We start from the raw sequence: 12,274 nt of genomic DNA on the forward strand, positions 1-12,274 counted from the left end.
AGGACGCCGACCCCACCGATGTCCGGGGCGTTGCCAAGCAGGCCGCTCAGCGTGGCTGGGCGCTGGCCGGGCAGAAGACCGCGACCCAGGTTGTCAGCCGGGCCGAGCTCGAAGCCGCCCTCGCCCCGGCCGAGGGCGCGAAGAACGGCGTCCAGGTCAAGCTCGACGTCGTCGAGGCCGGGACGCACTGGCAGGTGCGCGCGACGGCCGGCCAGGGGACCAAGCGGGCCACGGCCGAGGAGGGCAAGGGCTGGATCGCCAAGGGTGAGGGCGGCGCCTCCTGGTATTCGGCCAAGGACCACAGCGCCTTCAACCGCTCGGTCATCGACGAGTCGTTCGCCCAGTTGCGCGGCGGGGACCAGGCCGAGGACGGTGACCTGCGGACCGCGTACGCGAAGAAGGCGGCCCTGGGCAAGAGCATCGCCGTCACCCAGCAGGGGCGCCTCGACTCCCGCGTCCGTGGCCTGAAGCTCACCATCGGCATGGAGCCGTTCACCGGTGTGGTGAAGGACAAGCAGATCAAGACCACCGTCGAGGTCACGCCGAACAGCCAGACCGAGCGGGGCGAGGTGCAGCTGGAGGGCGAGGCCTTCCCGTTCGAGGTCGGCCGGGCCGAGGTCCCGACGAAGATCACCCCGGTCGGGCGCGCGAACCAGTACCTCCGGCAGACCAGCGTGCCGTTCAAGGGCAAGGACCCGTCCACCGGCTTCGTCGTCAACATGGCGGCCCAGCCCGACGACGGGGTCACCGATCTGGCCACCCGCTACCTGGACGACGCCTGGACCGACCCGCGGACGCGTGATCTGGCGTCGAGCCGGACCGCGGTCGTCGCCGGCATCAACGTGTTCGAACGGCTGGCCCCGGAGGCCGACCAGGCGGCCCGCGAGAAGGTGACCGGCGCGGTCGGCAACGTCGCGAAGCGCGACAAGCTGCTAATGGCGATCTTCGGGTTCCTCTGGCGGCCCACCTGGGTCCGCAAGGCCGGCGGCGGCGCGGTGCCCTGGGCCGAGGTCCGCCGGGCATACGGGAAACTGACCGAGAAGGCCGATCGGGACAAGGCGGTGGAGAGCGAGTCGAACTGGCGCGAGGGCAAGAAGCTGCCGTACGGCCTCTTCCGCGAGACGGTGCTCGGGTCGAGCTACACGCGGCGGGCGGTTGACCTGCTGTCCATGGCCAACCACAACGTGCACGTCCTGAGCCAGGACGCGGACGGCGGAGTGGTCACCGCGGGACCGAGCCCGATGGGCGTGCTCACGGCGTACACGGAGATTCTCACCGCGATCGGCCAGCATCCCCTGCTGACCATCGGCGGGTACACGTTCGAGGGTTTCGACTGGACCGAGGGCGGCAGCTCGCGCCGGGCCCAGCTGACCGTGCTGGCCAACCAGCTCGACCGGGCGGTGCGGGTCGCGGTCGCCAAGACCCGGCCGCGGATGCTCTACCCGACCGAGCCGAACATGCTGATCCGGGCCTGGACCGAGGACAAGAAGGGCATCTTCCAGGACCCGGCGTTGATGGACCGGCTGCAGAACGAGCAGGGCGGTACGTACGGCGTCGGCGCCGCCGAGGGCCGCAACCTGCGGGACAACCTGACCGGGCAGATCGCGAACGACTCGGTGGCCTACGAGCCGGGAACCTCGACCACCACGAGCCCGGCCCCGGACGTCGAGGGCCGGAACCTCACCGTGGACGACGCCGCCGTCCGCCGCGCACGAGCTTCCGGACGGCACGACGCGTACGCATTGATCCTGCAGTCGCAGTCGTACATGAGCTCCAAGCGTCTCGCCATGGAGATGAGCAAGTCCGAGGCAGGCACGACGGGCGCGGCCCAACGGGCCCTCGAGAGCGTCTACGCCCATGTCGACACGGTCGTGGTCGAGATGGTGAACAACCCGGAGCTCGCCGGGACGGACGCCTTCCGTGCGAAGCTGGCTGCGATCGACGCGAGGGTCGGCGAACTGGTCGTCCGCAGCCGTTACTCGGAAACCCTTCTCACCCAGGCCAAGGCCATCGCCCACGACATCATCGCCGCGCTGACCGCCGAGGAGTTCAAAGGCACCTGGGCCAGACTCAGCGAGCTCCTCAAGGAAGTTCCCGCCGAATCGGAAGGTGACCAGGCATGACCCCCTACGCCGCCATGGCCGCACAGGCCCAGGCGTTGTACGACCAGGGCCGTTCCGCCCAGGACGCGCTCCGCGAGTGCTACGGAGTCGCCTTCCCCGGCGAGATCTTCGCGATCGCCGCCTCGGGATTCGAGGAACGCGGGTCCACAGCCGAGCTGACCGACCGGCCGTGGCGGCTCCTGACCCGGCCGGTCCCGCCGGCGCCGACCGGGACGGACAAGATCGAGGAGGCGGTCGTACGCCTCGATCCCGACCTGATACCGCTGGCCTTTCTTACCGACGATGCCAGGCACGGCGACGCGCTGGTGTGTTACCGCGCCACCGATCTCACCGCCGGCGCCACCACGGTCTACGGCCTTCCGGGCGTGCTCTGGGGTGTCCCGGAAAGGCTGCCCGACGAGACCCGGCGGCTCGGTGACTCGCTCCTGGCCGTCCTGTCCGAGTATTTCACCGACGCCTACAACCGCCTCGAGCAGGAGTCGAACCGGCCCAGCAACCGGGGCACCGGCGCGATCGACAACGACACCCTCGACGAGGCCCGCTCCCTCGTGGACCTCATCGAGAGCCTCAAGCGGCAGTTGATCTTCGGCCTGGAGAAGCCGGAGTAGCCCGTGGGCTAGTCGCCGACCGCGGTGAAGAGGGCGGCCTTCTCGGCGTTGGACAGGTGCCGGAAGCCGCCCGGGCGCAGGTCGCCGAGGCGGATCGGGCCGACCGCCGTGCGGATCAGGCGCAGCACCGGGTGGCCGACCTCGTCCATCATCCGCCGGACGATGTGCTTGCGGCCCTCGTGCAGGACGACCTCGATCTGGGCCACCTTGCCGAGCGTGTCGACCAGCCGGAAGCTGTCGACCTTGGCCGGGCCGTCGTCGAGCATCACGCCGGACTGGAGGCTGCGGCCGACCGAGCGCGGCAGCGGCCCCTGCACCTCGGCCAGGTAGGTCTTCGCCACCTCGTACGACGGGTGCATCAGCTTGTGGGCCAGCTGGCCGTCGTTGGTGAGCAGCAGCAGCCCCTCGCTGTCGGCGTCGAGCCGGCCCACGTGGTAGATGCGCTGCTCGAAGGTGTCGAGGAAGTCGGCCAGCTCGGTGCGGCCCTTCTCGTCGTCCATCGACGCGACCACGCCACGCGGCTTGTTCATGGCGATGTAGACCATCTTGGTGTTGGTCACCACCCGCTGGCCGTCGACGTGGATCTCGGCGGTGGACGGGTCGACCTTGTCGCCGAGCTTGGCCACCCGGCCGTTGACGGTGACGCGGCGCCGGAAGATCAGGTCTTCGCAGGCGCGGCGGGAACCGACGCCGGCAAGGGCGAGCACCTTCTGCAGGCGCTCAGCGGTGGCCGGATCAGCCTGAGGCATCGATTACTTCTTCCACATCGTCGGGCAGGAACGGCGCCAGCGGGGGAAGCTGGTCGACCGAGTTGAGGCCCAGCTTCTCGAGGAACAGCGTCGTTGTGCGGTACAGGTGGGCCCCGGTTTCGGGCTCGGTGCCGCATTCCTCGATCAGGCCGCGCGTAGCAAGCGTACGCATCACGCCGTCACAGTTCACACCCCGGATGGCTGAGATCCGCGACCTGGTCACCGGCTGCTTGTACGCGACCACGGCGAGCGTTTCCAACGCGGCCTGGGTGAGCCGGACGGACTGCCCGTCGAGCACGAACCGTTCCACGTACGCCGCGTATTCCGGCCGGGTGTAGAGCCGCCAGCCACCGGCCGCCCGCCGCAGGTCGAACCCGTGCCCCGCGGCCGTGTACCTCGCCGAGATGTCCTCGAGCATCGTGCCGATCCGCTCGACCGGCTCCTCGACGATCTGCGCGAGCTGCAACTCGGCCACCGGCTCGTCCACGACCAGCAGAATCGCCTCGAGCGCGGCCCGCAGTTCGCCGTCCTCCATCGGGACGACCTCGACCGGCTCCTCGGCCGGCTCGGGCTCAGGGTCTTTCTTGCGCTTTCTCCTGGGTACGGCCTGAGCCGGGATCGCCGCGGCCACGGCGGCTTCCGGCTCCCCCGGCGGCTCCCCGGCCGGCGGCTCGTCGATCGCCGGCTCCTCGATCGCCGGCTCTTCGGCGAACTTCAGGTCGACCTCGGTGTCGTCGCTCACATCGACGGCGTCGGGCACCTCGACCTCGGGGCCGGTCAACACGCCGGGCTCGTCGACCGGCTCGGCCGCCCCGGCCGGCTCGTCGACCGTGCCCGGCTCGTCGGTCTCCGCCGCGATCGGAGCCACCTCGCCCGGCTCACCGTCGTCCTCGCCCTCCGCAGCCTCGCCGGCGTCCTCGCCCTCCGCAGCCTGGCCAACGTCCACTTCCGGCTCGCCCTCTTCGGACAAATCCGAAGAGTCGGGCGCGGGGGTGGGGTCGGCGCCGCCCTCGGCTTCGACGTCGTCGGCTTCCGCGTCGTCGGCTTCCGCGTCGGCCTCGGCCGCGGCCTGGAAGTCGCGGTCGGGTTCGCGAGGGGACCGTTCCCAGGGCGGCACCCAGGACGCCGCCTGCGCGGCCAGGGAGTCGGGGCGCTCGTCGGTCACGGTGTCTCCTCGGTGTCGTGCAGGCCGTCGTGCTCGTCGTCATCGGGTTCGTCCGCTTCGGGCGTACCCAACGCGGCTATGTCTTCGTCTGTGACCCCTTCGGCTGCGGGTGGTGGCGGTTCGTCCGGCACCGGCGTGCCCTCGTAGTCGTCGATCTCCAGCTCGGCCGCGTCGTCCTCGCCGCCGATCCAGCGGACCGTGAGCTCGTCGAGCGACACCGGCTGCTCGAAGTCGATCAGGCCCTCGCGGTAGAGCTCGAGCAGGGCCAGGAAGCGGGCCACCACCTCGAGCGTGTTCTCGCAGTCGGCGACCAGCAGGCTGAACGTGGCGCTGCCGGCCCGGCGCATCCGGTCGCGCAGCAGCGTGGCGTGCTCGCGGACGCTGACCCGCACCTGGTGGATGTGCGCGATCGACACCTCGGGCGGGCCCGGCTTGGGCTGGAACTGTTTGAGCGCGAGCTTGAAGAGCCGCTCCGGCCCGATGCCCAGGACCAGGTCGGGCAGCGCCTCGGCGTACCTGGGCTCCATCGCGACCGCGCGGGGCCACCGCCGCGCGCCGGTTCCTTCCAGCTCCTCGATGTGGAGCGCGGCCTCCTTGAACGCCTTGTACTGCAGCAGCCGGGCGAACAGCAGGTCACGCGCCTCCAGCAGTGCCAGGTCTTCCTCGTCCTCGACCTCGGCGGCGGGCAGCAGGCGGGCCGCCTTCAGGTCGAGCAGGGTGGCCGCGACCAGCAGGAACTCGCTGACCTCGCCGAGGTCCCAGTCGTCGCCCATGGCCCGGATGTAGCCGATGAAGTCGTCGGTGACCTGGTGGAGTGCGACCTCGGTGATCTCCAGCTTGTGTTTGCCGATGAGCTGGAGCAGCAGGTCGAACGGCCCGGTGAAGTTGTCGAGCCGCACGAGGAACTTGCCCGAATCCGCTTCGGGAACCACCTCGGGAACTGCGGCGACGGGATCAGAAGGCACGTGCTGACCGTAGACCACCGGCTCGACGACCGTTTCAAGGCTCATCCCTACCCCCACAGCGCGAGAAACACCGTCCCGAGGAGATCAACTGGGAACATGAGCAACGGGTAACTCAACGGGAAGAAGCTGGCCGCGATCAGCACCACGACGCCGATGTTCTTCTCCTGGAACCAGAGCCGGTAGCTCTGCATGCCGGCGCCCGGCCGGCGCTGCGCCGACCAGAGCAGGCCGAAGCCGTCCAGCGGCGGGATCGGCACCAGCGAGAGCAGCCCGAAGGCGAGCAGGCTGCCCGCGATGCCCAGAATGAACTGAACGCCCCACCCGGCGAAGAACTGACCGCGCAGGATGCCTGACAAGGACACGCCGAGCAGGTCGAAGGCCGAGGGGAAGAGCAGCCGGTTGGCCAGGAAGAAGACCTGCGCGGCGAGAAACGGTGGCGATCGGGCCGGCCGCGAACACCAGCGCCGCCCGGCCCCGGCCCGCGTGCCGCGGCACCTCGTCGACGTCGATGATCTTGCCCCAGCCGGCGCCGCCGACCGCCGCGGCGACCGCGCCGAACGGGTCGACGTCCTCGCGCAACCGTGGCGAGAGCGACTCGCGCCGCTCCACCAGGCGCAGCGCGCGGGCGGTGAGGCGGATGGCGAAGGCCCGCACCAGCAGCGCGAGCAGGAATCCCATGAGCAGACCGGCGAAGGTCACCGGCTGGCCGAGCGCGAAGAGCACTACCGTTCGGAGTTGGCGGCGATCAGCTCGCGGGCGAGCTGGCGGTAGTTGCGGGCGCCGGAGGACGCCGGGTCGAGCGAGGTGATCGGCGAGCCGGCCACCGTACTCTCCGGGAACTTGACCGTCTTGGTGATCACGGTCTGGTACACCTTGTCGCCGAACGCCTCGACCACGCGCTGCAGCACCTGGCGGCAGTGGGTGGTGCGGCTGTCGTACATGGTGGCCAGGATGCCCTCGAGCTCGAGGTCGAAGTTGAGCCGCTCGCGCACCTTGTCGATGGTGTCCAGCAGCAGGGCCACGCCGCGGAGCGAGAAGAACTCACACTCCAGCGGGATGAGCACGCCGTGGGCCACGGTCAGCGCGTTGATCGCCAGCAGGCCCAGCGAGGGCTGGCAGTCGATCAGGATGAAGTCGTACTCCTTGCGGACCCGCTTGAGCACCCGGGCCAGCGCCATCTCGCGGGCGACCTCGTTGACCAGCTGGATCTCGGCCGCGGAGAGGTCGATGTTGGCGGGCAGCAGGTGAAGGCCGGCGACGTCGGTCTTGATGATCACGTCTTCGGCGGTCACGTCGTCCTGCATCAGCAGGTTGTAGATGCTCAGGTCGAGATTGTGGGGATTCACACCCAGCCCGACCGAGCAGGCGCCCTGCGGGTCGAAGTCGACCAGCAGCACCTTGCGGCCGTACTCGGCCAGCGCCGCGCCCAGGTTGATGGTGGTCGTGGTCTTGCCGACGCCACCCTTCTGGTTCGCCAGCGCGATGATCCGGGCCGGACCGTGACGATCGGTGGGCATCGGCTCGGGGATCGGGCGACGCACCGTATACGCCGTCGGGTCGGCCGGGCCCAGGTCGGCGCCGAGGTCCATGGAGCTCTGCTGCTCTCGGAGCGCCGAGGTCCAGGCCTCCGCCTGATCCGTGCCGCCTGACATTTCGCCCCCTCCCGACCCGCTCGCCGATGCCCGACTGTACGCCACCGACCGCGCGTGCTGAGGGTCAGTCATCGGCGTGTCGCGCATGGGTCGTGCTACGTCTGCACATGGCTCAACGAGCGCGCGGGTGTGAGGTGGCGTACACCTCACGAAGGCGGTCCACGGTGACCAGCGTGTAGACCTGCGTCGTGGTGACCGAGGCGTGCCCGAGCAACTCCTGCACGACGCGGACGTCGGCGCCGCCATCGAGCAGATGCGTGGCGTACGAGTGGCGCAGTGTGTGCGGCGACACCGCGTGCGCGCCCTCGGTGGGCAGGCCGGCGGCGGCCGCGGCCCGGTGCAGGATCGTCCAGGCGCTCTGCCGCGACAGCACGCCGCCACGGGCGTTGAGGAAGACCTTGGGCGTGCCCTTGCCGCTGGCCGCCAGGAGCGGGCGCGCGCGTACCAGATAGGCGTCGAGCGCGGCCCGCGCATAGCGGCCGAGCGGGACGAACCGGGTCTTTCCCCCCTTGCCGTGCAGCGTGACGGCGTCGTCGGCCAGGTCGTCGACGTCCAGCCCGACCGCCTCGGAGATCCGCGCGCCGGTGCCGTAGAGGAACTCCAGCAGCGCCCGGTCGCGCAGCACCAGCCCGTCGTCGCCGGCCGGGGCCGCCAGCAGGCGCTCGACCTGATCGAGGTCGAGCGCCTTGGGCAGGCGTTTCGGCGGCGCCGGCGGGCGTACGTCACGGCTCACATCCACCGCGACCAGCCCTTCCCGGGCGGCGAACCGGTGCAGCCCGCGCACCGCGCTCATCGCCCGGGCCGCCGACGACGCCGACAGCGGCGGGTGATCGTCGTCGCCGGTCCTCAGCACGGCCAGGTACGTGGCGACGTCCTTCGCCGTCATCTCCTGGATGTTGATCTTGGCGTGACGGGCGTAACGATCAAGATCCCGCTGGTACGAGGACAGCGTGTTCCGGCTCAGGCCGCGCTCGACGCTGAGGTGGTCGAGATACGTCCGGACGACCTTAGTTAAGGGCGTCATTCAGGCTCAGCGTGGCCATGCCGTGCGCCTCGGCGACCGGACCGTAGGTGACGTGGCCGTCATGGGTGTTCAGGCCCAGGGCGAGCGCCGGGTCGTGCCGGACGGCGTCGCGCCAGCCGCGGTTGGCCAGCTCGAGCGCGTACGGCAGGGTGACGTTGGTCAGCGCGTACGTGCTCGTGTGCGGCACCGCGCCCGGCATGTTGGCCACGCAGTAGAACATCGAGTTGTGCACCTGGTAGACCGGGTTCGCGTGGGTGGTCGGCCGCGAGTCCTCGAAGCAGCCGCCCTGGTCGATCGAGATGTCCACCAGCACGCTGCCCGGCTTCATCCGCGACACCAGCTCGTTCGGCACCAGGTTCGGGGCCTTCGCGCCCGGCACCAGCACCGCGCCGATGACCAGGTCGGCGTCGAGCACCGCCTTCTCGATCTCGTAGGCGTTGGAGGCGATCGTCTGCAGGTGGCCGCGGTAGTCGGCGTCGGCGGCCCGGAGGCGGGCGATGTTCTTGTCCAGGACCAGCACCTCGGCCTGCATGCCGAGGGCGATCGCGGCGGCGTTCATGCCGGACACCCCGGCGCCGATCACCACGGTCTTGGCCGCGTACACGCCCGGCACGCCACCCATCAGCACGCCGCGGCCGCCGCCCGACCGCATCAGGTGGTAGGCCCCGACCTGGGGCGCGAGCCGGCCGGCAACCTCGGACATCGGCGCGAGCAGCGGCAGCGACCGGTCCGGCAGCTCGACCGTCTCGTACGCGATGCCGGTGACCTTGCGGTCGATCAGCGCGTCGGTGCACTCCTTGGAGGCGGCCAGATGGAGGTAGGTGAACAGCACCTGACCGGCGCGCATGCGCGGGTACTCCTCGGCGATCGGCTCCTTGACCTTCAGAATCAGGTCGGCCGTGCCCCACACGTCGTCCGCGGTGGCCACGATGGTGGCGCCCGCCGACACGTAGTCGTCGTCGGTGATCGAAGAGCCGTTGCCGGCGCCCGTCTGCACGTAGACCTCGTGCCCCGCACGGGCGAACTCGAACACGCCGGCCGGGGTGATCGCCACCCGGAACTCGTTGTTCTTGACCTCGCTGGGAATGCCGACCTTCACGGCCTCTACCGTCCTCTCCACGCGCGCCGGGCGCCGTTGCCCACCGACGACCCCGAGGTTAGCTTCCCAGTGCCGCATTCAGGTTTCCGCCGAACGGCGCGAAGATCACTTCCTCGCTGCCCGTTTGTCCCCCTCTACGCGCGGCTCTTACTTGCGGGCGACCCCGCCCCAGATGGCCACCTCGCGGCGTGGGGGGATTTCGGCGCCTTCGTCCGGTCGCCACTCGGTGACCGGCACGATGCCCGGCTCCTCCAGGGTCATCCCCTCGAAGATCTCGGCGAATTCGTCCCGCGACCGCGTCCAGACGTCGGAGCGCCCCGCCGCCCGCATCTCGGCATGCGCCGCGCGCATCTCCGCGGGTGCGAAATCGATGGTCGCGTGGGTCGCGGTCAGGTAACTGCCGGCCGGAAGACCAGCCATGATCTTCTGTACGAGCGGAAGCGCGGCGCCGTCCCCCGGAATGAAATGCAGGACCGCCACCAGCATCACGGCCACCGGCTGGTCGAGGTCGAGCGTGCTCCGCGCCTCGGCCAGGATCTGCTCCGGATCGCGCAGATCGGCCTCGAGATAACTGGTCCGCCCCGCCTTGGAAGACGTCAGCAGCGCCCGCGCGTGGGTCATGACCAGCGGATCGTTGTCCACGTAGACCACCCGGGCATCCGGCGCGACCCGCTGCGCGACCTCATGGGTGTTGTCCGCGGTCGGCAACCCCGTGCCGATGTCCAGGAACTGTCGCAGCCCTCGCTCGGCGGCCAGGAACCGCACGGCCCGCTGAAGCATGGCCCGGTTGGCCCGGGCCGCGGTCCGGACCGCCGGGAATTTCCGGACGAACTCGTCGCCCGACTCACGGTCGGCGGCGAAGTTGTCCTTGCCGCCCAGCCAGTAGTTGTATCGCCGCGCCGGATGGGCGACCGACGCGTCGATCCCGAGTTGTGGCCCCTCTACCCCATCCGTCACACCGTCCACCATAAAGAGCGGGATCGATGCCCTTCCCCCGCGCCGTCACGATGTCGCCAAAATCACCCACTGCCCATGCAACATGGCAGGTCAGCTGTGCAGCTCGGCCAGTTTGAGCTCGACCGCCCGCCGGGTGACGATCATCCCCAGCTCCGTGAGCCGGCCGGTGACCTCGTCCACGGCGGCGGCGTCGGCGGCCAGGTCGACCGTACCCAGATCGACCGTCACCCGCGTGCCCCGCAGCTTCTCCGACCGGGCGACGACGGTGTCGACCGACGCGTCCGGCCGGATGGCGCGGACCTGGTCGGTGAACGCGTCGTCGGCGATCGCGCCGACCAGGACGCCGATGGCCGCGTACCGGCCGCGCGGCTCGGGCTCGGCCGGGCGGAGCGGACTCCACGTGCTGTCGTAGCCGTTGTACGTCGCCGGTCTCAGCGCCGGCTCCACCTCGCCGTCGCCGGCCGGGTCGCCGGTCAGCGTGACGCGCCAGGCCTCGGGAAACCGGTCCTCCCAGTCATCGGCGTCCGGGTAGTCGCTGTAGTACAGGCTGCGGAACGGTTCGATCGACCATTTCCGTACGGTGAGCGGCAGGCTCACCGCGTCGGCCAGACCCTGCGTGAACTCGGGGTCGCCGTCGACCACCCGGCCGACGTTGGCCCGCCTGACCTCCACGACCGCGACACCGTCGCCCTGATCGAAGCGGTTGAGCCACACATAGAAATTCGCCACTTGTCCTCCGCAACGGCCGCCGGACTCACGGATCGTCCGGTCCCTTGAACAACGGCCCGACCTCGGGCTTGTACTTGACGCCACCGGACTGCTTGGCGGAGTTGCACGGCCCGCACAGCACTTCCAGGTTCGACTCCAGGTTGTACCACTGACCGCGCTTCCCCTGGTGCGTGTTGCTCCCGGTGCTGCCGCCGTGCCCCGGGGCGTTCCAGTGTGAAGCCACCGGTGTCATGTGATCCAGCGACGCGGCGGCGGCCGGCGCGATGTGCGCGGCCCGGCCTCCCCCGCCCTTGCAGTAGAAGAAGTTGTCGTCGTCGTAGCCGGTCTGGTCCTTCAGCCCCGGGTGCCGCTTCTTCGCGTCGATCAGCAGCGGCAGGTCGCGGCCGAGGACGGCACGCTCGGTCGCCGCGGTGAAGCCCGGATAGAACGTCGTCCGGATGTCCTTCGCGTACTCGTTCTTCAGACGTCCGTCCACGGCGTACTTGGACGGGTGCTTGAGCAGGTCCGCCGTCTCGTACCCGTGTTCCATCGCGGCCGCCAGCAACTTCTCGGCGATCTCGTTGATCTGGAACGCGACGTGCTTCTCCTCGGCCTCGGTCCAGCCGCTGCCGTCGGCCAGCCGGTCGCCGATCTTCTCCAGATCCTGCTTCCAGCCCTGGAACCGCTGCCGCATGGCGGTGCAGGCCGCGTCGCCCGACCGCTTCTGCTCCTCGGCGATGCCGTGGTTGAGCTTCACCACGATCCGGTCCCGGTCCGCCTTCAGCTTGTCGACCTTGAGACTCCCCTTCGGGGGCCCGGTGAGACTCTTGTAGCCCTCGGCCAGAACGCGTTCACGCTCGGCGGCACTCTTCGGGATCAACATCCGAAGCATCGACGTGTACGCGTTCCCGCCGGTCGCCTGGGCATGGCTGAGCACCGCCCGCGACTGCACCGTACTGAGCGACGCGAGAATCTCGGCGTGCGCGCCCTTCGCGTCGAACGCCTTGGTCTTGCTGTCGGCCCGCGCCGTCTGCACGTGGACACCCCAGGTGGCCGACGCGTCGTCCTCCGGGGTGATGGTCGCCTTCGGATACCTGCCACGCACGGGCGTGAGCGCGGCGTCGACCTCGCCCCGCTCGAACGGGCCGCGTCCTAGCCGCTCGACGGCTGATTTCGCGTCCATCGAGATCGCCTTGGCGTCCGGTTTCCCGTCCGGGCCGGTCG

General features: G+C 70.0%; 13 protein-coding genes. 3 read left to right on the plus strand and 10 right to left on the minus strand.

The window, feature by feature from the left end; all coding sequences use genetic code 11:
• Together AB0M54_RS47505 and AB0M54_RS47510 are read left to right on the plus strand one after the other, a co-directional pair.
• Positions 1-2,123, plus strand: a 2,123-nt coding sequence (locus tag AB0M54_RS47505; protein ID WP_364479904.1) for a hypothetical protein, incomplete at its 5' end; no start/stop codon positions are given.
• The gene (locus tag AB0M54_RS47510; protein WP_364479907.1) at positions 2,120-2,731 is read left to right on the plus strand and encodes a hypothetical protein; all 612 of its coding nucleotides are present in this window, start codon (positions 2,120-2,122) and stop codon (positions 2,729-2,731) included. The genes AB0M54_RS47505 and AB0M54_RS47510, both read left to right, overlap by 4 nt.
• Before the next feature lie 8 nt (positions 2,732-2,739).
• On the opposite strand, the gene AB0M54_RS47515 is transcribed toward AB0M54_RS47510, so the two are convergent.
• The 4 genes from AB0M54_RS47515 to AB0M54_RS47530 form a co-directional block, all read right to left on the minus strand.
• Entirely contained in the window at positions 2,740-3,480 is a 741-nt protein-coding gene (locus AB0M54_RS47515) for a pseudouridine synthase (protein WP_364334741.1), read from the minus strand.
• The gene (scpB, locus tag AB0M54_RS47520; RefSeq protein WP_364479928.1) at positions 3,467-4,348 is read right to left on the minus strand and encodes an SMC-Scp complex subunit ScpB; all 882 of its coding nucleotides are present in this window, start codon (positions 4,346-4,348) and stop codon (positions 3,467-3,469) included. Before scpB ends, AB0M54_RS47515 begins: the two co-directional genes overlap by 14 nt.
• Before the next feature lie 293 nt (positions 4,349-4,641).
• Positions 4,642-5,655: a segregation/condensation protein A gene (locus tag AB0M54_RS47525; RefSeq protein WP_364479910.1), complete on the minus strand. Its 1,014-nt coding sequence runs from the start codon at positions 5,653-5,655 to the stop codon at positions 4,642-4,644.
• Between the two features lie 2 nt (positions 5,656-5,657).
• Entirely contained in the window at positions 5,658-5,972 is a 315-nt protein-coding gene (locus tag AB0M54_RS47530; protein WP_364479913.1) for a hypothetical protein, read from the minus strand.
• A 37-nt stretch (positions 5,973-6,009) separates the two neighbouring features.
• On the opposite strand from AB0M54_RS47530, the gene AB0M54_RS47535 reads away from it, so the two are divergent.
• Positions 6,010-6,381, plus strand: a complete 372-nt coding sequence (locus AB0M54_RS47535; protein ID WP_364479916.1) for a hypothetical protein — start codon at positions 6,010-6,012, stop codon at positions 6,379-6,381.
• Here the strand turns inward: AB0M54_RS47535 and AB0M54_RS47540 are convergent.
• From AB0M54_RS47540 to AB0M54_RS47565, 6 genes are all read right to left on the minus strand, one after another.
• On the minus strand, positions 6,333-7,262 hold the full coding sequence (locus AB0M54_RS47540; RefSeq protein ID WP_364334732.1) for an AAA family ATPase: 930 nt from the start codon (positions 7,260-7,262) through the stop codon (positions 6,333-6,335). The two genes, AB0M54_RS47535 and AB0M54_RS47540, sit on opposite strands and share 49 nt — an antisense overlap.
• A 112-nt stretch (positions 7,263-7,374) precedes the next feature.
• Complete coding sequence (locus AB0M54_RS47545) at positions 7,375-8,286, minus strand: site-specific tyrosine recombinase XerD (RefSeq protein WP_364479920.1); 912 nt, start codon at positions 8,284-8,286, stop codon at positions 7,375-7,377.
• On the minus strand, positions 8,270-9,385 hold the full coding sequence (gene ald / locus AB0M54_RS47550; RefSeq protein WP_364334726.1) for an alanine dehydrogenase: 1,116 nt from the start codon (positions 9,383-9,385) through the stop codon (positions 8,270-8,272). The genes AB0M54_RS47545 and ald overlap by 17 nt, the downstream gene beginning before the upstream one ends.
• A gap of 147 nt (positions 9,386-9,532) precedes the next feature.
• On the minus strand, positions 9,533-10,342 hold the full coding sequence (locus AB0M54_RS47555; protein WP_364334723.1) for an SAM-dependent methyltransferase: 810 nt from the start codon (positions 10,340-10,342) through the stop codon (positions 9,533-9,535).
• Between the two features lie 90 nt (positions 10,343-10,432).
• Positions 10,433-11,071, minus strand: coding sequence for a hypothetical protein (locus tag AB0M54_RS47560; protein ID WP_364479922.1), 639 nt, complete (start codon positions 11,069-11,071; stop codon positions 10,433-10,435).
• Between the two features lie 25 nt (positions 11,072-11,096).
• Positions 11,097-12,274 (minus strand): hypothetical protein (locus tag AB0M54_RS47565; protein WP_364479925.1); only part of this gene is annotated, 1,178 nt, incomplete at its 5' end.

Origin of the sequence: Actinoplanes sp. NPDC051470, from assembly GCF_040682035.1 — a bacterium.
In the GTDB taxonomy this organism is placed as follows: Bacteria; Actinomycetota; Actinomycetes; order Mycobacteriales; family Micromonosporaceae; genus Actinoplanes.

Coding starts and splice junctions, on each gene's coding strand:
- AB0M54_RS47510 (WP_364479907.1), top strand. CDS start 2,120: ATGACCCCCTACGCCGCCATGGCCGCACAGGCCCAGGCGTTGTACGAC.
- AB0M54_RS47515 (WP_364334741.1), bottom strand. CDS start 3,480: ATGCCTCAGGCTGATCCGGCCACCGCTGAGCGCCTGCAGAAGGTGCTC.
- AB0M54_RS47525 (WP_364479910.1), bottom strand. CDS start 5,655: ATGAGCCTTGAAACGGTCGTCGAGCCGGTGGTCTACGGTCAGCACGTG.
- AB0M54_RS47540 (WP_364334732.1), bottom strand. CDS start 7,262: ATGTCAGGCGGCACGGATCAGGCGGAGGCCTGGACCTCGGCGCTCCGA.
- AB0M54_RS47545 (WP_364479920.1), bottom strand. CDS start 8,286: ATGACGCCCTTAACTAAGGTCGTCCGGACGTATCTCGACCACCTCAGC.